Origin of the sequence: Burkholderia paludis (assembly GCF_000732615.1) — a bacterium.
GTDB lineage: Bacteria > Pseudomonadota > Gammaproteobacteria > Burkholderiales > Burkholderiaceae > Burkholderia > Burkholderia paludis.
This window is the reverse complement of the sequence record NZ_JPGL01000006.1, coordinates 207,168-226,291: the sequence shown is the minus strand read 5'-3', so window position 1 is coordinate 226,291 and position 19,124 is coordinate 207,168. Positions and strand designations below refer to the sequence as shown.

The following is a 19,124-nucleotide window of genomic DNA, read 5'->3' as shown; positions in this document are numbered from 1 at the left end:
CCGATGCCCCTTCCCCATTCGACCCAGCATCCGCCCGACCGCGCCGACGAGATCGACCTCGCGGCCGTGGTCGACGCCCTCGTCTCCCGGCGCTGGCTGATCGCGCTCGTGACCGCCGCGTGCGTCGGCGCCGGCACGCTGTACGCGTTCCTGAGCCACCCGCAATACCAGGCCGACATCCTCGTGCAGATCGAGGACGGCGGCGACGCATCCGCGGCGAAAAGCCTGCTCGGCGACGTGTCGTCGCTGTTCGACGTGAAATCGACCGCCGCCGCCGAAGCGCAGATCCTCGCGTCCCGGCTCGTCGTTGCGCGCGCCGTCGACGACCTGCGCAGCTACATCGTCGTTCAGCCGAAGCGCTTTCCCGTCGTCGGCGATTTCATCTCGCGCTTCAACGCGGGCGTCACGCGCCCCGGCGTGTTCGGCATCGGCGGCTACGCATGGGGCGACGAGCGCGTGGATCTCGCGCGCTTCGACGTGCCGAAGCCGCTCGAAGGCGAACGCTTCGCGCTGACGATGCTCGACGGCGGACGCTACCGGCTGTCCGGCGCCACGCTGCCCGCGGCGGTCACCGGCGCCGTCGGTCGCGCGGAGCGGTTCCCGACCGCCGACGGCCCGCTCGTCGTCGAGGTCACGCGCTTCGATGCGAATCCCGGCACCCGCTTCGCGCTCGTGCGGCAGTCCCGCGCCGAGACGATCGATACGCTGCGCCGCGCACTCGACGTGCAGGAGAAGGTCAAGCAGTCCGGCGTGATCGTCGCGACGCTGCGCGGCCCGGACCCGCAGCGCCTGCAGGCCCAGCTTCAGGCGATCGCCGATCACTACCTCCGCCAGCACCTCGAGCGCAAATCCGCCGACGCGGCGCAATCGCTCGCGTTCCTCAACAAGCAGTTGCCGGCGTTGAAGCAGCAACTGGAGCACGCCGAGCAGCGCTATACGAACATGCGCAACGCGAACGGCACCATCGACCTCACCGAGGAATCGAAGCTGCTCCTGCAGCAGGCGGCCGACACGAAAACCCGCCTGCTGGAACTGCAGCAAAAGCGCGACGAGATGGCCACCCGCTTCGCGCCCGGCCATCCCGACATGGCCGCGCTCGACGCGCAGATCGGCACGCTGCGCGGCCAGCAGCACCAGGTCGAGCGCCAGGTGAAGCGCCTGCCCGATCTCCAGCAGGATGCGGTGCGGCTGATGCTCGACGTGAAGGTCGATACCGATCTCTACACGGCGCTGCTCGCCAACGCGCAGCAGCTCGAGCTGGTGAAGGCCGGGCGCACCGGCAGCGTACGGCTCGTCGATGCGCCGGTCGTACCCGAGGAAACCGTGCGTCCGAACCGGCCGGTCGTGATCGGCGCCGCCGCGCTGCTCGGCCTGCTGCTCGGCACGTCGCTCGCGTTCGCCCGCAGCTTCCTGTTCGGCGGCATCGGCCATGCCGATGAAATCGAGCGGCACCTCGGCCTGAGCGTCTACGCGACGATCCCCGACTCCCCGGCGCAGCGCCGGATCGCTCGACAGCTCGACGCGCGGATGCCCGGCACCCATCTGCTGAGCGTCGCGCATCCGCACGAACCCGCGATCGAAAGCCTGCGCAGCCTGCGGACCGCCATCCATTTCGCGATGCAGGACGCGCGCAACAACGTGATGCTGCTGACGGGGCCGGTGCCGGGTGCGGGCAAGTCGTTCGTGTCGGCGAATTTCGCCGCGCTGCTGGCCGCGAACGGCCAGCGCGTGCTGCTGATCGACGGCGACCTGCGCAAAGGCCACCTGCACGACCATTTCGGCGTCGCGCGCGAGCGCGGCTTCTCCGGGCTGGTGACGGGCGCCCTCGCGCCGCACGACGCGATTCACGCGAACGTGGTCCCGAATCTCGATTTCATGGCGACCGGCACGCTGCCGCCGAACCCCGCCGACCTGCTCGCGCACGACCGCGTCGCGACGCTGATCGATACGCTGTCCGCCCGCTACGACGCGGTCGTGATCGACTCCGCGCCGATTCTCGCCGTCACCGACGCGGTCGCGCTCAGCCGCCATGCTGGCACGCTCCTGCTCGTCGCACGCGCGGGCGCCACGCGCCTCGCCGAGCTCGGCGAGGCTGCCCGGCGCCTCGCGCACAACGGCGTCGCCGCGAGCGGCGTGCTGCTCAACGGCGTCGACACGCACGCGGGCCGCTACGGCTCCCGCTACGGCACCTATCGCTACACGCAATACGACTACGCGCCGCGGCACGATCGCAGCCCCGGCTCGCCCGCGATGCGCGCGCTGCGCGCGTTCGCCGGCCGGATTCGACGCGGAGGTGCGCGATGAGCCAGACGCCCCGTATCGACGGCCCCGGCCGCGCCCGCCTCGAAGCCTCCCGGCCGGCCTTGCATGCCGCCGCACGCCCGGCGGCGGCAGGTACCGCCGCGCGTCCGCTGCGCGTCGTGCTCGTCGCGGAAGCGGCGGCCGGCGGCGTGGCGGTCCATCTCGCCAGCCTGATCGACGGGCTGCACGCCATCGAAGGCGTCGAGCTCCACCTGATCGTGCCCGACGGGCCGCGCTTCGACGCGTCGATCCTCGACGCGCGCGTGCTCGCGCGCTGCAAGTCGGTTCACCGGGCGCCGATGCGACGCGCGGTCGGCTGGCGCGACGCCCTCGCCGTCCTGCACGTCTACCGGCTGCTGCTGAGCATCCGCCCCGACATCGTGCACAGCCACAGCTCGAAAGCGGGCGCCATCGCGCGGCTGTGCGCGGGGCCGTGGCGGCACGTCTACACGCCGCATGCGGTCTACACGCTCAACCCGCTGTTGAGCGCCCGGCAGCGCCGCTTCTACGGCGCGATCGAGCGCCTGCTCGGCCGCGCGTGCACGAGCCGGATCATCGCGGTGTCGCAAGACGAAGCCGCGCACCTGCACGACGCGCTCGGCATTCCCGCGCACCGCATCGACACGATCGTCAACGGCGTGCCGCCTGCCGCGCCGATGCCGCGCGCCGACGCGCGGCGCGCGCTCGGCCTGCCGGACGACGCGATCGTCGTCGGCTTCGTCGGGCGCTTCGACCACCAGAAAGGCATCGACCGCCTCGTGCGGATCGCGCGCGGCGTCTTCCGGCAGTGCGGCGACGCCGTGCAGTTCGCGGCGATCGGCCCCGGCGATTTCAGCACGGCGGCGGGCCCGGAAGCCGACGACGTGCCGCGCAACCTGCGCGTCGTCGGCCCGCTTCGCGACGCCGCCCGCTACTTCTCCGCGTTCGACCTGTTCGCGCTGCCGAGCCGCTACGAAGGCTTTCCCTACGTGTGCCTCGAGGCGATGGCCGCGCAGGTGCCGACGGTCGCATCGCGCGTGGCCGGCGCCGCCGAGCTGATCCGCTCGGCCGGGATCGGCCTCGTCGTGCCGAACGACGACGACACGACCGATTTCCGGCACGCCGTCGTCACGCTGGCGGGCGATGCGCCGCTGCGCCGCGCGATGCGCGCGAATTGCGCGGCGGCCGTCGAACGCTATTCCGCCGCGGCGATGGTTCGCCGCACGCTCATTCTCTACCGCGGTCTCGTTCACAAGGAGCCGACATGACGTCGACCACCCACGTCGCGCTGCTGCATGCGTACAGCGCGTGCAATTCCGGGGACGGCCTTCTGGTCGACCTGTCCGTCAAGCTGCTGAAGGAAGCATTCGGAGACACGACGCGCGTGTCGATCGTCGCGGCCGATCCGTCGTCGTTTCCGCAATACGGCGACGTGCGCGCGGCCCCCGTGCTCGCGGATCGCGGCGCGGCCCGCCTGCGCGGCGCGGCCGGCTTCCCGCTGCCCGTCGGCGCGAACGGCCGCCTGCGCGACCTGCGCCGCCTGCTGGCCGGCGCCGACCTGATCGCCGGCGTCGGCGGCGGCTACCTGCGCGCGCGCCATGCGGTCGAGGCGCTCAAGCTCGAAGCCGGGCATCTGCTGCAGATGCGTGCGGCGAAGGCATCGGGCAAGCCCGTCGTGTATCTGCCGCAAAGCATCGGCCCCGCGCATTACGCATGGCCGATGCGCGCGCAACTGCGCGGGCTGCTCGCATCGTTCGACAGCGTCTTCGTGCGCGACGACCGTTCGCTCGCGTTTCTGTCGGCGAACCCGAACACACGGCGCGCGCCCGATCTCGCGGTGCTCGAGTTCGAACGGCGCCGCGATGCGATCCTGCAGCGCGCCGCGCGCGCCGGCGCCGATGTTCGCCACGTCGCGTTCGTGCTGCGCCGCGCGCCGGCGTGGAACCGCGCTCAGCGCGCCCGGTACGCGGCGTCGGTCGCGCGGCTGATCGAACGCGTCGGCGCGCACTGTCGCGTGACGTTCGCGGTGCAAAGCACCGGCCGCGGCAACGACGACGCCGCGTACTACCGCGACATCGGCATTCGGGACGCGCTCGTACCGCTCAGGACGCTGCTCGCGCACGATCCGCCCGACCGCGTCGTGTCGGTGCGCCTGCACGGTGCGCTCGAAGCGGTGCTGCAGGGCGTGCCCGCGTTCCACCTCAGCTACGAACGCAAGGGCTTCGGCGCGTACGGCGATCTTCACCTCGACGACTGGGTCGTCAACGGCGCCGGATTCGATCCGGACGAGGCCGCCCGCACGATCCTCGCGCCCGGAGCGGCCGCCGCGTTCTGGCAGGCGGCCCGGACCGGGCTCGACCGGATCGGCGCCGCGCGCGAACGCGTGATCGACGCGCTGCGCGCCGCACGGCAGGCATGACGACGGCGGATCCCCGATGCTCATTCGACTTTTTCTCCGGTTCGCCGCGCTCGGCCTGAAGTTCGGCCTGACGCTCGTCGTCGCACGCACGCTCGGCTTCGACGCGGTTGCCGCCTACGGCCTCGCGGTCGCCGCGTCGGTCATCGCGTCGAAACTGCTCGGCCTCGGTTTCAGTTCGGAACTCAACCGCCGCCTCAGCCTGCGCGACCCGCTGCCCGCGATCCACGATGCCCGCGCGTTGGGCGTCGTGTTCTGCACGCTCTATCTCGTCGTCTGCGCGGCGCTCGCCATCGCGCCGCTTGCCGGCCTCCGCGTCGACGCGTTCGGCATGCCGCCTCCCGTGGCGACCTGGATCGCGCTCGTCGCGCTCTCCGAGCATGCGGCCTCCGAAACGAACGCCTGGGTCTATTCGCTGCATCGCCCGCGCGCCGGTTCGCTGCTGCTGTTCGCCCGCACCGGCGCATGGGCCGGCGTCGCGTGCGCCGGGCTGCTCGCCGGCGCGGTGCGTTCGATCGATACCGTCTTCGCGCTCTGGTTCGCCTGCAACGCATGCGTCGTCGCCGCGTCGTGGCGCGTCGTCCGCGCGCACGCGCGCCACGCGCACCGCCCCGCCCGGTTCGACGCGTCGCCGCCCGCACGCCGCATGCTCGGCGTCTGGCTGAACGGCCTGCCGTTCTACGCGGCGGGCATCGTACTGTCGCTGCTGCAATATCTCGAACGCTTCTTGGCCGGCAGTCACGCGGACGCGGCCGCGCTCGGCCGCTACATCTTCGTGTGGTCGATCGCCAACGCCGTGCAGGCGGTCGCGTTCTCGACCGTCGTCGTCGCGGCCGGGCCCGGCTTCGTGCGCACGCTCGCGGACGAACCCGGCCGGCTGCGGACACGCATTCGACGCGCGACGGTAGCAAGCGCGGGCGTTGCCGCCCTGTCCGGCGTCGCCATCCTTGCCGTTCAAGACGACCTGTTCCGCCTCGCGCACCAATCGGGCGACACGCGGGAAGTCGCCCTGCTCGCGGTGCTGCTCGCGTCGTTCGTGCTGCGCGCGGTCGCGGACGTGCTGTGGACCGCGGCGATCGCGCTGCGCGCCGGGCTCGCGACGATGCTGTCGATGGGCGTCGTCGCAGTCGTCTGCGTGCCGGCCGCCTGGTTCCTGACCGTGCATTTCGGCATGCCGGGCGCCGCGCTCGCGCACCTGACCGCCAGCGTCGCGATCGTCGCCGTGCTCGCACGGCTCGTCGCGCGTGGCGCACGCGCCGGCACGCCGCGCGCAACCCTGGAGACCCTGCCCGATGCTGCATAAGCTGACCGAAGCCGGGCCCGCGCTCAGCCGGGGATTGAGATCCGCGATCGCGACGCTGGCCGTATTGCTGTACTGGATCGTCTATGCAAAGGCCGGCGCGTTTCTCCCCGAATACGTGTTCCGGGACGCCGACAAGATCCAGAGCCAGATCGGCGGGTCCGGCGACTACGACGGCACGTCGTTCGATGCGGTCGCGAAGTTCTACGCGATGCTGGGCGCTTCCGGCACGCACGTGCTGACCGCCGCGATCGGTGCGCTGTGCATCTGGATGACGATCGCGCACGCGCGCCGCGTCGGGTCGTTCGTCGCGAGCCTCGTGCTGCTCGCGCCGTGCGTATTCTTCAACCTGTTCGTCGCGAGCAAGGACACGCTCGTCGTGCTGATGGCCATCGTGCTCGCCCGCGTCGCGCAGCGCCGCTCCATGTTCGTCACCGTCACGGCCGCCGTCGTGCTGTACGGCGGCTACGCGGCCGTCGTGCGCGGCTATTTCGCGCTGATTCTCGCGATCGCACTCGCCGCGCTGCTGTTTCGGCGCGGATCGTGGGGCCGCAGGACCTGGCTGATGCTCGCCGCACTGCTCGCGCTGTTCCTGCTGCCGAACGACATCTATTACCTGCTGCAGCATCCGCGCGACATGGCGGCCGACTATCTCGCACACGGCTCCCCGTTCGGCGCGCGCACCAGCTTCCACAACCTCGTCGCGCCGGATTCGTTCGGCGCGTTCTGCATGAACTACCTGTACGCGCTGTCGCGGCTGAATCTGCCCGTGCTGTTCTCGCCGGGGCCGAAGGAAATCGCGATGCAGGTGTTCGTCTGGATCGCGCTGGCCGCCGTGTGGCGCCGTGCGCGCCATGACACGAAGCCTGCCCGCGACGTGCTCGCCGCGCTCGTCGTCGGGCACATCGCGGTGTCGATGCTGTTCGAGCCCGACCTGGGCAGCTACACGCGCCATCTGTCGAGCGCGGCGCTGCTGTGCGCCGTACAGTTCGCGACGGTGTCGCGCCCGGCGCGCAGGCCGGGCCGGCGACCCGATGCGCCCGGCATCGCCGTCGTCGACGCCCCGGCCGCCGTCCCCGGCACGCCCCCCGCCCGACGTCACGACCGCCCGTCGCGAGGGCGGCATGCGTGACGCCATGCGCGAACGCGCGTTCTTCCCGAACATCCAGGGCGCGCGCGCACTCGCCGCGCTCTCGGTGGTCGCCTATCACATGCACGTGCTGCCGTTCGGGCAGGCCGGCGTCGACGTCTTCTTCGTGATCAGCGGATTCATCATGTCGTGGGTCGCACCGGACGAAGGCCGTGCGTTCTTTCGCAAGCGCCTGATCCGGATCGTGCCGCTCTACTGGCTGACGACGATCGGCATCTACGCGATCGCCGTGCTGCGTCCGCAATGGCTGAACACGACGACGGCCGCGCCCGAATACCTGGTCAAATCGCTGCTGTTCGTGCCGTACGTCAAGGAAAACGGCCAATGGGGCCCGCTGAACCTGAACGGCTGGACCCTCGAATACGAAATGCTGTTCTACCTCGCCGTTGCGGCGAGTCTCGTGCTGGTTCGCGCCCGCCGTGCGACGGCGTGCGCCGCGCTGATGCTCGCGTCATTGTGGCTGTGGATCGAGATCGACGGCACGCCCGGCACCGTCGTCGATCATCTCGGGCGTCCGGTCGTGCTGGAGTTCGGCCTGGGTGTCGTCGCGTACCGGGTGCTGCAAACCGGCATCGCGAGCCGCATCGCCGCACCGGTATGGGCGGTCGTGGCGGTCGGCGCGGTCATGACGATTCCGCTGTCCCACGCCGTATACGGTACGCCGCAGGCATTCACACGGATCGCGCTATGGGGCGTGCCGTCGTGCGTGCTGATCGTTGCGCTGGTCGCGCTCGACATGCGCAACCGGACGATCACGAACCGGATGGTGGCGGCGCTCGGGTCCGCCAGTTATTCGATCTATCTGATCCATCCGTACGTCATCGGCATCGCCGACAAGATTCTCGGGATGCGCGCGGGCCTCCAGACGGGGGCCGGCATCGTTGGTGCGTGCGCCATCCTGGTCATCGTCTGCGTGGCCGGGCATGTCTGCCACGTCCGGATCGAACGACCGATGGTAGCGGCGCTGAACCGACATACCTCGGCGTCGCGCAAACCGACGACACCCCCCTGATCGCGCAGATTTCGTCCACGCCCGACAGAGCGCATGAGAAATGCACGCGGTAGGCGACTCAATACGCTCATCTCGGCGAAGCCGGTGATCGAAAGGACTGAACTGCCGTCGGTTCGTCGGCCTATGCTTCCAGCATATAAAAATGCGAGGAATGAAGCCCGGAAACGGGTTCACCCTCGCATTCGTCAAACCAGGCAACCGCCGTGATATCGGAAATTGCCCCTCGCCTTGCTTCTCGCCGACCGCCGTGGCCATGCGCCGATCAATCGGCTCGGCCATCGTCGTGATGCGAATCCGTCACGCCGGCATCGATATCGCTGTACCACGCCCCGTCGATTCGATCTCGACAACACGTGCCAAACGCGAACGCCGCCCTATTCTCACTGATAATCCAGCAACACGGTCATCGCACCGCTTACCGTGCCCAGCGTAACCTTCGCATCGGTCTTGATATACGATGCCAGCATCGGAACCGCATACGAACCGCCCGTGGCCTTTTCGTAGGCATTCAGCTTGATCGAGGTGCCGAAAGTCGCCGGCACGCCCTTGTCGTCGGTAATCCGGAGCTTCACGCCGCTGGCGGTCGACCCGGTGCCGAGCGGCAACACCCCCGGGGCATTCGCGATCGCGCCGCCACGCGGCTGGAGTACATAGCCGACCCGGTTGTATCCCTTCGGACAATTCTCGACCCGGATCTGGAAACTGTGAGCACCCACAGTCGAACCGACGTCGCCGAATTTATTCAACAGTGCACCCGGCAACGTCACATTCTGCGCCGGCGTCGAGCAGGTGCCGTCGATCGGCGTGACTGATCCCTGAAGGTAGATATTCAATTCGCGGCCGTTGGCCATATAGAGCGAGAAATAGCCCGACCTGGTCGTCCCTAGCGATCCCCTTTGAATGGGAGTGCCGCCGCTAAGCAGTTGCACTTCGAGCGGTTGAGAGAATTCGATCCGTTTTTCAGGCGTAGCCTCTTGGTTATCAATGGGTTTTCCTTCGACCAACAGACGCGCCAACACACCCGTCACGTTCGTCGCAATCGCCGGGCCATTTCCCCACGCGGAACCACCATAGGGGAAGAGTAAGTTTGAAATTATGGAGCACTTCGATAACCCGCACGCCTCCATCGGCGAAATGTAATGCCGCCCCAGCACGACATAACTGGCAGTGATCCTCGGGAACGCAATCTCCATCCCGAATGCAGTGATGTCGGTCGCCCGCGCCGATTGCAATGCTCCAGCCGCCAGCAACACGAGCGGCACCATCGTGCATAGCGCGCGCATCCGGCGCGGTCGCGTCAAGTCGTTTGTCGTCATCTCGTCACTTCCTCTTTCCTGGTATTCACTATCGGATCGCACGGCGGCGGCGCTACGTGAAGCGCCGCCCGGTCGCCGTGTCGGCAAACCCGGAGACATGTCACTGCGCATCGCACACCGCATCGAACCGCCGCACGGCATTGTTTCGCGCGCTGCTTTTTGCGACAGGCAACGCGTATCGGATTGAACACAGCGCGTTCGCGTCTTCGCTCCAGCGCACGGTCAGCGTCCCGTTGTCGTCGAGCCCGCGCGCGAATATCCGGCCACCCTGCCCGACGACGCCAATTTCCTTGCCCGACGCATCGACCACCGCCGCGCCGAACGGCAGCGTGCCGCCGTCCGCACGACGCGCGTCGATCACCGCCGATTTTCCCGATATCGTCTGGAACGACAGCATCGGCACCGCACCGGCGCGCGGCGCAATCTGCTGCGTCGTCGCCTTGATTTCGACGTCGGTCGACAAACCTTCCGGATCGAGTTCGATCGCATTCATCGAATACGGCGTCAGATAGGGCACGACCGCATACCCGCGCCAGTCGACACGCGCGCCCGGTGAATTGAGCACGCGCGCACCCGCCGCATCCGGCGCATTGACGATCGCGAAGGTTTCCGACAGCGGCTGCGCGAACGTGATGCCGCCACGGTGCGCGACCACTCCGCCGCGGATGCCGAGCGAGCCCTGTTGATAGCCGGTGCCGGCGCCCGCCGTGGCCGATACTTCGCCATAGGCGCCGCGATAGACGACCGAGCCGCTGCCGTCGTTGCTCGCGCTGCCGCCACCGCCGGACGAGCGGTTCGCCGTCACGCTGTACGACAGCCGATCGTCGTGAAGCGACGAGCCCGACACCGTCGCGAGCGCCTGCGTCTGGCCGTTCGTGTTGTGCGAGAAGCTCGTCGTCGCCATCGTCGACGACGTCTTGCCGAGCGGGATCGTCGCGCTCACGTAGTACTGCGTTTCGTTCCGGCCCATGCTGTTCTGCTGGCGAAGCACCGAAACGCCGTAGCTGACGTTGCGGAACGTGTTCGAATAGGACGCCGAGTAGCTGACGTCCGAACCGCCGCGATTCCAGTAATTCATCGCCGACACGGAGAGCGCCAGCCGGCCGCCGCGGTCGCCGAACGCCTGGTTGACCGTCAACGACGCACGGCTGCGCTGCCGCGCCACCGAGTCGACCGACCCCCGGTTGTCAACGCGTTCGCGCACGAGCATCGCGTCGTTCAGCCCGAAATAGCCGCTGGTCGAATAGCGATAGGCGGCGATCGTCACGTCGGTTTGCGTCTGCGTGATCGACTTCGAGTAGCTGACGCGCGCACTCGTCCCGTTGAAGCGCTTGACGCCCGGCACCGAGGTCGACGCCTGCGTGACGTCCATCCCCAACGCGCCGAACGGCGTGTTGAACGCGCTGCCGAGCATCACCGAGAGATAGCCCTGCGCGGCGGTAACACCGCCGTACCCGGTCAACAGATTCGTGATGCCCTGCTGCCACGTGCCCTGCATGAACAGCGGATTACGGTCGCTTTGCGTATCGCGCACCGTCCCCGCGACGAAGCTGTAGCGGTGAATGCCGGGCCGCAGCGCCATCGGCACCGCCGCATACGGCACGCTGAACTGGTGAACCGAACCGTTGGCCTCCGTCACCGTCACCTTCAGGTCGCCACCGTAGCCCGTCGCGTACAGGTCGTCGATCTCGAACGCGCCCGGCGCGACGGTCGTCTCGTAAATCGTCACGCCGTTCTGGCGGATCGTCACCTTCGCGTTGCTGTTCGCCACGCCGCGAACGACCGGCGCATAGCCGCGCATCGACTCCGGCAGCATCCGGTCGTCCGACGCGATCTGCACGCCACGGAACTGCGTCGAATCGAACAGTTCGCCTGTCGTATACGATTCGCCAACGGTCAACTGCGCTTTTAACGCGGCGAGGTCTCGGCGCACATAGGTTGCGATATCCTGATACTTGCCGCCGCCCGCCGTCGCCCAGTTGTACGAGCCCTCGTGCCGGAAATGCCATGGCCCGAGGTTCATGCCGGCCGTGAGACCAACGTAGCCTTGCGTGAGCGTCGGCCCGCCGGAATTGCGATGCGTGTAGAGGTTCGCGTTGTAGTTCAGCATGCCCATCGTCACGCCGGAATCCCAACGATTCGGGCCGACGTAGCCGCGCGGGCTACGGCGCAGCACGCTTTGCGGAATGCTCAGGTTGAGCCGCTGCTCGTCGAACGTGAAAACGGCCAGCGCGTCGGGAATCGCGTCCGGCAGCGCCATGCAGGCGTGTCCGTCGCGCAATTGCGCGAGCGCATCGGCATGCAGCCGTTCGACGTCGACGCCGATATCCTGCAGCAGCCGCTCGTCGAAACACGGTTGCGCGTCGATCGACTTCGCGGACGCGCGGAACGTGACCTGGGTGCTCGTGACAAGGTTGTCGTTCACGTAGACGTCCACGGCATACATGCCCGGCATCACCGCGTTGCCTTTCTCGAAGCGCGACAGATCGGCCGCGTTGCGCCCGCCGTCAGTCAGGAAGCCGCTGTCGAACTGCACGCTCGCCACCTGGGTCGCCACGGCTTGCGCGTTCCCGGCGCCGGCCAGCGGCACCTGTTCGGCGCCGGCGGATGCATGCCAGCCGGCAATCGCCGACATCACCATTGAAGTAATCAGACTGACGCGCGGCGCAGAGCGCGTACCAGCACCGCATCCAATAAGTCGATTCATTTTTTCTCCGAATTTACTTCGGATAACGAATTTCTTTATTCGATCGTCCGAAATTTATGTCGTTTGCTGGATCGCACGAGTTCGAAATCAGCCTGCAGGTACTTCCTGTGTGACCGGCACGATCGAACCGGGCCACACGTGCCTGTTATCAGTCGTTCCGCTTGCCGCCGATATCGCTTTTCTTGGGCGGCCGGATCGCGCCCCAGTCGTCGATGATGCTGTAGTCGACCGTTGCCCGCGCCGGCACGGCGCCGAGCTCCTGAACGTCGAAGGTGGCGGAATCCTGCGGGCGAATGAAGCCCGGTTGCAACACGTACTTGCGCCCTTCCGCCTCGAGTTCGATCGCACCGAGGTTCACGACGTATGGCCCGGCATTGGTCGCCTTGAGCGCGACGCCGCGCCCATCCTGCTTCGAAACGATCGTCCAGCTCACCTGGTCGGCCGCGTTGGCCGCGCTACCCGGCAATCCTGCCGGCCGATACATCATTTTGATCCGCGAGCGGAATGCAAGTTGAATCCGGTTCGCGTCGTCGTTGCCTTCCACTTTCGGCGGCACTTCCAGCACGTTCAGCCAGAACAGCGATTCGCGGTCGGCAGGCAGCGGCTCGCCGGCATACAGCACTCGCAGCGACTGTCCCTTGCCGGGATCGAGGCGGAACATCGACGGCGTCAGCGCGAACGGCACGACGATCTGTTCCGGCGACTCCTTCGCGTTGCCGGTATCGATCCACGCCTGAACGAGTGCCGGCGAATTGCCGTCGTTCATCAGGCGCACCGTGACTTCACGGCTCTCGCCCGGAAAAACGACACGCGTTCCGGTAACCACGACGCTCGCCTGTGCGCATTGGGCCCACACGGTCGCGCATAGCGCGAGTGCTGCCAGGGATTTCGGCATCCTCCAGTTCATAGGTCAACTCGTTTGGTAGATCGTACAAGCCGCGGCTCCGGGCGGAGCGAGCTTGAAGATGGGTCAGGGAGAAATGGGAAACCACCCTGCACGATACCGGGCGGCTTCCCCGTGCGAGACTTACTGGTAGTCGAGCGAGTACTGGATGCGCGAATTCGCGGAGCCGGCGGTTGCCTTGCCGGTTGCGTGGTATTCAGCGTAGTAGTTCAGCGTGGCGGCGCCGTCCTTCAGCGCGACGACCTGCGAGTTCTGCTGCGAGCTCGCGAGGCCTGCCTTGATCTGTTCCTGCGCATCGTTCAGCAGGCTGATCTGGACGTTCGACGCGACGGTATCTTCCGCGCCGGTCGACACGAGGTTCAGGCGGCCGCTGGCGGTATCGACCGTGCTGCCCGCTTCGAACACCGTCGACACCTTCGTCGACTCGCCCGTGCAACCGCTCAGCTGGATCGAGAACGGCGTGCGGCCTGCCACGTCGCCCGAGTTTGCCAGCGCGTTCACCGACACGCTCGGCAGCTTGACCGTCATGTTCTTGTCGCCGGACGCACCGCCGCCCGCGCTGATCGTGCAGGTGGTCGACAGCACCTTGCCGTTGAATGCGATTTCACCATCGGCAGCCATCGCCGGCGACATCGATGCGATGATCGCAACCGCTGCCGCACCCTGAATGAAACGAGCTACATTGAGTTTTTTCTGCATACAGTCACCCTAGATTCAGTTTATTTAAATGAAGCCACTTAAATGAAGCGTTACTCCCGCAGCGCATATCCTTGATTAACCGTCAAGACATGGCTCACATGCTTCAGAATCAATTCTGACGTTTATTGATTGAATCGAATATGAGACGATTACTAAATAAAACCTCACGCCATTAGTACAAGTACTAAAAAAATGAGATAACCCCGGAGAAACGCCAAGTGATCGAAAGAGAAGTGAGATCGATAGGAAACAGCTTCGCACTCCTTCTGGATCCAGACTCGCTTGCGGCAGGCCGCGACGCAAGGCGAAGCGATCCAGGATGCACGCCATGCATGCCCGCCGGTCGCTCGCCCCCGCGCGACGACTACCGTCTGGTGCGCGGCATCGTCGGCCGCCGTCGGTTCCCGGTCACGCGGCCTGACGCTGTTCGACCAAACATGAAATCCATCGCCGGGACCTGATCGACTACCGGCGGCCGCCCCGGTGGCGGGCGATATGAAGCCGGTGCCTCGGCGACATCTCGACAACTTCGCAACGCATCGCGCGCGGCCTCGTTTTCCGGAAGCGATTGCACGCTGAATCGCAGGCCACGCAAACGCGAAAATCGGCCGAGCCGGTTCGCCGACGGCAATCCGGATGCATCGCGCCCGGCGCGTCATGGCCGGGGACAAGGCGACGATCCCGTCATGCGGCACGGTCGGACTTGCGCCCGACACCGACACCGATCGCAGCTACGCGGAATCGTGAGGCCCGTCCGCGCGCGCCTCGGACAGCGCCATCAAGGCACGCTCCATTGCGCCTCGGAACGACGGCCAGATCTCCCGGAATGCAGCCAGTTCGCCTTCATTCAACGTTCTCTCTGCGGACGCGCACGCGTCTCTCGCTTCCGTTGCATGAGAAAGCGCGAAACCGCCGCGCATCGAATGAAGTTCGATCCTGACCAGATCGCAACGATCGTTCGCCAACGCGCTTTCGATCGCGGTCAAGGAATGCAGCGTCGCCGCATGCAACGTCCGCCTGATCTCGTCCGTCATCTCCGGATTCGCGCGATGATCCGGACGCCCGGCATCCGTCTGCGCATCGCGACAGGCATGCCGCCGCAACACGGCTTCGAGCGCACCGATCGACAGCGGCTTCAGCACGACCTCCACCACGCCGGCCCGCTCGCAGTGCCGGCGGTCCTCATCGGTCGCATGCGCGGTCATCGCGATCACCGGCACCGTCGCACCCTGCTCCCGCAGAAAATTCGCCAGCGCGAATCCGTCCAGTTCCGGCATGCCGAGATCCGTCAGCACGACGTCGAACGGATGCGTGAAGTACGCGCGCATCGCCTCCACGCCGTTGGACACGATCGTCGCGTCGTATCGCAACGCATCGAGCTGATCGCGCAGCAACGCACGGCTCGCCGGATGATCCTCGGCAACCAGCACGCGCAGTGGTTCGTCGTCGTCCGCGGCCGGCGCGTGCGGTTCGACGCCGTCCGTCGCATCGCCGCCCTCATCCGGCTCCGGCACGTCGCCGTAACCGCCCGCCGTGTCGGCGAACGCCGGCAGTTCCGGCGCGGCTGCCCGCCACCCGCCGGGCGCCTCGCGCAGCGGCAACGCCGCCACGAACGTCGAGCCTTCGCCGACGCGGCTGTCGACGCTCAGGTCGCCGCCCATCAACCCGACGATGCGCCGGCACAGCGGCAGCCCCAGGCCGGTCCCGCCGAAGCGGCGGTAGATCGACGCGTCGGCCTGGATATACACGTCGAACAGGGTGGGCAGGCTGTCCGCCGGAATGCCGATACCGGTATCGCGAACCACGATCTCGACGCGCTGCGCGCCCGTGCCGCCCGGCGCGAGCCGCACGTCGACCGTCGCGCCGCCGCGCTCCGTAAACTTGATCGCGTTACCGACCAGATTCGACATCAGTTGACGAAGCCGCGTCGGGTCGCCCACGTAGCCGTCGGCGAGGTCCGGCGCGATACGGCAAGCCAGTTCGAGGCCTTTCGCATCCGCGAGCGGCCGGAACATCGCGATCACGTCGGTCGCGACGCGGCGCAGATCGAACGGAATGCTTTCGAGCACCATCTGGTTCGATTCGGCCTTCGACAGGTCGAGCACGTCGTTGATCACGCGCAGCAAGGTGTCGGACGACGACGCGACCGTCCTCAGGCGCCGCCGTTCCGCCGGCGGCAGGGTGGCGCGCGCCATCAACTCGAGATTGCCGATGATCGCGTTGAGCGGCGTGCGGATTTCGTGGCTCATCGTCGCGAGAAACGTCGACTTGGCCTTGTTCGCATGCTCGGCCGCCTCGCGCGCTTCGCGCAGCGTCTCCTCCACCGCCTTGCGCGCGGTGATGTCGATCAGCGTGCACAGCAGCACGTCGATGCCGCGATACTTGGCGCGCACCATGTGCGCATCGAGATAGACGGCGCCGTGTTCCGCATGCTCGATCGTGAACTCGTGCGTGACGAGCCTGCGTGCGCCGCCGTCGCGCACCGCGTCCCGATAAAGCTGCCACAGCCGCTTGCCGAGCGGCAGGCCCGACACGGCCCTCTCGTACGCGACCATCGCGTCATTGCGCACGATCGTGTCGCCGTCGATGATCGACAGCAGCGCCAGCCCGGCCGGCGCCGTGCGGATCAGCGTCCGGTTGAGCGCCTCGCTTTCGATCAGGCGTATCGCACGCCGATTGGCGGGGCGCAGCGCGCGCCGGTCGAACAGCACGATCGCGGCCCACAGCACCGCGATGCCGAACAGCGCCAGGCCGGACGTGATGCCGATCCGCATGGCATTCGCCAGCACCGCGCTTCGCCAAGAATAGCGCCGGATCAGCACGAGATCGGATTCGCCCACACGGTCGCCGAGCACGAACCAGTCGCCGATGCGGTGCGGGATGACCGGAACGGCACTTCGATTCAGGACGCGCGCGAGCGTTCGCGCGACGAGCGCGCCGTCGCGCAGCCTTCCGTACACGACCTGTCCGTTCGGGGCGACGAGCATGTTCTCCACGTCGGGCGTCTGGGACGCCATGATCCGGTCGAGCTCGGGACGGCCGTTGAAGACGAGCCACGCAAACGGCTTGCCGTCCACGTCGTTCAGCAACTGCGCGAAGCGGATCACGGGCCTGCCGAGCACCGGATCGTCGCGCGTCTCGATGACGAGGCCGGCGTGGGCATCGGCCGGTTCGAGCCGGCGCGCAAGCGCCTTCAGCCCGGACGAATCGAATCGCGCGGGGGCCCGCCTGGCCAGTTCGGCGCCGAACAACACCACGAAGTCGCCGTCCACGCCGACGAGATAAGCCGAGAACTGCCTGGCGATCGAAACCGGCGACGGCGTCGACACCGCGTGGCCCATCCGGTAGAGCGCGCCGATATAGCGCGCATACGCGGCCGGCGATTTCCCGGACGCGAGATCGGCGAACCCGACGACCGTCGACTCGCCATGCGGGTCCAGCCAATCCAGCCGGCCGCCACGGTCGATCATGGCTTGCAGGTCGGACGGCGGCACCGCATCGGAGCTGCGGTTGGCCGCGGTCATGTTGTCGGCAAAGCGCCCCAACAACACCTTCGTCACCTGCAATTCGCCGTGCAGTTCCGCCGCGTCCCTCAGGAACGACGAACGCATCTGCGCGACGTAGTCGCCGACGGCGAGTCGCACGACGAGCAGCGCACACAGCATGATGAACGCGGTAATCGCCACGCCTCCGCCGTACAGCAGCCCCTGCTGCTGACGCCGGACCCTGCCCGGCTCGAACGGCTTCCGGCCGACGGCGGCGGCCTGCGCGGCCAGCCTTTTCAATTTTTCGGGCATACGATCCGCCGGGGTTGCACTATCGCCGGCCCCGGGCCGGCATTCGCCCGCGCCCCCGGCAGCTTGCCGGGGAGGCGACCGTGACGACGCGTCGAACCGGCACGCCGGAGCGGCATCCGCACCGCGCCTGCCGCGCGGCTCGCCCGCCCGCTACCCGCGCCGGGTCGTGCGCGCACGTCAGTCCCGCGCGGCGGGCCCGCCCCGACCGGACGGAGCCTGCACGTTGCCTTCGTCCGCATAGCGGATCAGGTCGGCGTCGCGGACGATCCCGAGCTTCTTCATCGCGCTCGACTTCTGGGAGCTGATGGTCTGCTTGCTGCGATGCAGCTGCGTGGCGATCTCGCCCACTGTATAGCCCGCACCGAACAGCCGGACCACCTCGATTTCGCGCGTGGTCAGCGCACGCGCGACGGACACGGCATCGCCGTCCTGCAGCAGCTGCTTCACGAACGGCGACATGTAGTTCGCGCCGACATGGGCCGCATGCACGGCGCCGATCAGGTGCGACAGCGCATCCGACTTGCTGAGGATGCAGTTCACGCCCTGCTTCTGGATCGCACGCAGCACGCTCGGGTTGTCGATCATCGTGATCGTCACGATACGCAGCGCGGGGTAGCGGCGCTGCAGGAACGACAGCAGCACGAGACCGTCGCCGTACTTGCCGCCGGGCATCACATAGTCGAGCACGAGCACGTCGCTCGGCTGCGCATCGAGCGCCGCGACCAGGTCCGTCGAATCCGAAACGGTATTCACCAGCTTGATCGTGCTGTTGCCTTGCAGCGCCTGCGACATTCCGAGCGCCGATGCCGGGTGGTCGTCCGCCACCATCACGCGCACTGAGAATTCGTCCATGTTCCTGTTTCTCCCCGAGGCTTTCCGTCACGCATCCGGCTCGCGGCGCGACGCCCGCATGCTCGCGTCGTCAGCCGATCGTCAGCCGCATTCGGCTCGCCGGACAATATTGACCCAATTTTAAGATAAATCCGGCTGCATTCATCGCGGGCGGGCGGACCGTCGATGCACCGCCCATCCCGCTCGCCGACAGGCTGGTGCGCTGCGGCGGCCACATCGCGCGGCCCACGGGCCACGGCATCGAAAACCGCGCCCCCGGGAAAGCCGTTGCGCCGCGCACCCACACGCGCCAGCGGCGGCCCTTGCGGCCGGCTGGCCCGAGTCGGTCGTCCCGACCGACGCTATCGTACGCCGTGCGGCGCGACGGGCCGGCGCGTCACGATCCCGACGCGCGCCGGCCCGATGCCGCGCGCTACCGGTGCACCGACTCGCCGGGTTCGTCGAATCGGCCGTTTTCCTGGCGCATTTTCCATTCGCTGATCGCGCGACGTCTCTGCGCCGGCGACATCAGCAGGTACTCGTTCATCATCGTCAGAAACTCCTTGCGCGAACGCTCGGACAGCGTCGCGAATTCGATCAGCAGTGTGAATATTTTCCCCAGGTGACGCATGGCCTTCCCCTCCAGTGTGAATTGAAATGTGCTCTGCGACTGGCGCCGGCACTCTGCCTCTGTTATTTCGAACATGCGTTA

At 67.4% G+C, this 19,124-nt stretch carries 13 protein-coding genes; 6 read left to right on the top strand and 7 right to left on the bottom strand.

Annotated features, from left to right (window positions below; translation table 11 throughout):
- Positions 1-3 precede the first annotated feature (3 nt).
- Genes GQ56_RS0103680 through GQ56_RS0103655 form a run of 6 tightly spaced genes read left to right on the top strand, consistent with a single transcriptional unit; the run spans position 4 to position 8,158 of the window.
- Complete coding sequence (locus GQ56_RS0103680) at positions 4-2,304, top strand: polysaccharide biosynthesis tyrosine autokinase (protein WP_031397360.1); 2,301 nt, start codon at positions 4-6, stop codon at positions 2,302-2,304.
- A complete protein-coding gene (locus tag GQ56_RS0103675; RefSeq protein WP_031397359.1) occupies positions 2,301-3,548 on the top strand; it encodes a glycosyltransferase family 4 protein in 1,248 nt (415 codons plus the stop codon). The genes GQ56_RS0103680 and GQ56_RS0103675 overlap by 4 nt, the downstream gene beginning before the upstream one ends.
- A complete protein-coding gene (locus tag GQ56_RS0103670; protein ID WP_031397358.1) occupies positions 3,545-4,699 on the top strand; it encodes a polysaccharide pyruvyl transferase family protein in 1,155 nt (384 codons plus the stop codon). The genes GQ56_RS0103675 and GQ56_RS0103670 overlap by 4 nt, the downstream gene beginning before the upstream one ends.
- A gap of 16 nt (positions 4,700-4,715) precedes the next feature.
- Complete coding sequence (locus GQ56_RS0103665; RefSeq protein ID WP_031397357.1) at positions 4,716-5,999, top strand: lipopolysaccharide biosynthesis protein; 1,284 nt, start codon at positions 4,716-4,718, stop codon at positions 5,997-5,999.
- A complete protein-coding gene (locus GQ56_RS0103660; protein ID WP_043301056.1) occupies positions 5,989-7,128 on the top strand; it encodes a hypothetical protein in 1,140 nt (379 codons plus the stop codon). Before GQ56_RS0103665 ends, GQ56_RS0103660 begins: the two co-directional genes overlap by 11 nt.
- Positions 7,121-8,158, top strand: a complete 1,038-nt coding sequence (locus tag GQ56_RS0103655; protein ID WP_052007145.1) for an acyltransferase family protein — start codon at positions 7,121-7,123, stop codon at positions 8,156-8,158. The genes GQ56_RS0103660 and GQ56_RS0103655 overlap by 8 nt, the downstream gene beginning before the upstream one ends.
- Positions 8,159-8,538: 380 nt before the next feature.
- Here GQ56_RS0103655 and GQ56_RS40345 read toward each other — a convergent pair whose 3' ends face one another.
- The 7 genes from GQ56_RS40345 to GQ56_RS0103615 form a co-directional block, all read right to left on the bottom strand.
- Complete coding sequence (locus tag GQ56_RS40345) at positions 8,539-9,474, bottom strand: fimbrial protein (protein ID WP_200877965.1); 936 nt, start codon at positions 9,472-9,474, stop codon at positions 8,539-8,541.
- Positions 9,475-9,574: 100 nt separating this feature from the next.
- Complete coding sequence (locus tag GQ56_RS0103645) at positions 9,575-12,109, bottom strand: fimbria/pilus outer membrane usher protein (protein ID WP_235212616.1); 2,535 nt, start codon at positions 12,107-12,109, stop codon at positions 9,575-9,577.
- Between the two features lie 220 nt (positions 12,110-12,329).
- Positions 12,330-13,076: a fimbrial biogenesis chaperone gene (locus tag GQ56_RS0103640; protein WP_235212615.1), complete on the bottom strand. Its 747-nt coding sequence runs from the start codon at positions 13,074-13,076 to the stop codon at positions 12,330-12,332.
- 132 nt (positions 13,077-13,208) lie between these two features.
- Positions 13,209-13,784 (bottom strand): fimbrial protein, encoded by a 576-nt coding sequence (locus GQ56_RS0103635; protein ID WP_052001007.1) that lies wholly within the window; start codon positions 13,782-13,784, stop codon positions 13,209-13,211.
- A 731-nt stretch (positions 13,785-14,515) separates the two neighbouring features.
- Positions 14,516-17,581 carry an ATP-binding protein gene (locus tag GQ56_RS0103625; RefSeq protein ID WP_031397350.1) on the bottom strand — a complete coding sequence of 1,022 codons (3,066 nt, stop codon included), beginning with the start codon at positions 17,579-17,581 and terminating at the stop codon, positions 14,516-14,518.
- Positions 17,582-17,758: 177 nt separating this feature from the next.
- Positions 17,759-18,433 carry a response regulator gene (locus tag GQ56_RS0103620; RefSeq protein WP_031397349.1) on the bottom strand — a complete coding sequence of 225 codons (675 nt, stop codon included), beginning with the start codon at positions 18,431-18,433 and terminating at the stop codon, positions 17,759-17,761.
- A gap of 412 nt (positions 18,434-18,845) precedes the next feature.
- Positions 18,846-19,118, bottom strand: a complete 273-nt coding sequence (locus GQ56_RS0103615; RefSeq protein ID WP_321029191.1) for a hypothetical protein — start codon at positions 19,116-19,118, stop codon at positions 18,846-18,848.
- Positions 19,119-19,124 lie beyond the last annotated feature (6 nt).

What these genes read in the sequence shown, in the direction of transcription:
- GQ56_RS0103680 (WP_031397360.1), top strand. Translation starts at nt 4, where the DNA reads ATGCCCCTTCCCCATTCGACCCAGCATCCGCCCGACCGCGCCGACGAG.
- GQ56_RS0103675 (WP_031397359.1), top strand. Translation starts at nt 2,301, where the DNA reads ATGAGCCAGACGCCCCGTATCGACGGCCCCGGCCGCGCCCGCCTCGAA.
- GQ56_RS0103670 (WP_031397358.1), top strand. Translation starts at nt 3,545, where the DNA reads ATGACGTCGACCACCCACGTCGCGCTGCTGCATGCGTACAGCGCGTGC.
- GQ56_RS0103665 (WP_031397357.1), top strand. Translation starts at nt 4,716, where the DNA reads ATGCTCATTCGACTTTTTCTCCGGTTCGCCGCGCTCGGCCTGAAGTTC.
- GQ56_RS0103660 (WP_043301056.1), top strand. Translation starts at nt 5,989, where the DNA reads ATGCTGCATAAGCTGACCGAAGCCGGGCCCGCGCTCAGCCGGGGATTG.
- GQ56_RS0103655 (WP_052007145.1), top strand. Translation starts at nt 7,121, where the DNA reads ATGCGTGACGCCATGCGCGAACGCGCGTTCTTCCCGAACATCCAGGGC.
- GQ56_RS40345 (WP_200877965.1), bottom strand. Translation starts at nt 9,474, where the DNA reads ATGACGACAAACGACTTGACGCGACCGCGCCGGATGCGCGCGCTATGC.
- GQ56_RS0103645 (WP_235212616.1), bottom strand. Translation starts at nt 12,109, where the DNA reads ATGTCGGCGATTGCCGGCTGGCATGCATCCGCCGGCGCCGAACAGGTG.
- GQ56_RS0103640 (WP_235212615.1), bottom strand. Translation starts at nt 13,076, where the DNA reads ATGCCGAAATCCCTGGCAGCACTCGCGCTATGCGCGACCGTGTGGGCC.
- GQ56_RS0103635 (WP_052001007.1), bottom strand. Translation starts at nt 13,784, where the DNA reads ATGCAGAAAAAACTCAATGTAGCTCGTTTCATTCAGGGTGCGGCAGCG.
- GQ56_RS0103625 (WP_031397350.1), bottom strand. Translation starts at nt 17,581, where the DNA reads ATGCCCGAAAAATTGAAAAGGCTGGCCGCGCAGGCCGCCGCCGTCGGC.
- GQ56_RS0103620 (WP_031397349.1), bottom strand. Translation starts at nt 18,433, where the DNA reads ATGGACGAATTCTCAGTGCGCGTGATGGTGGCGGACGACCACCCGGCA.
- GQ56_RS0103615 (WP_321029191.1), bottom strand. Translation starts at nt 19,118, where the DNA reads ATGTTCGAAATAACAGAGGCAGAGTGCCGGCGCCAGTCGCAGAGCACA.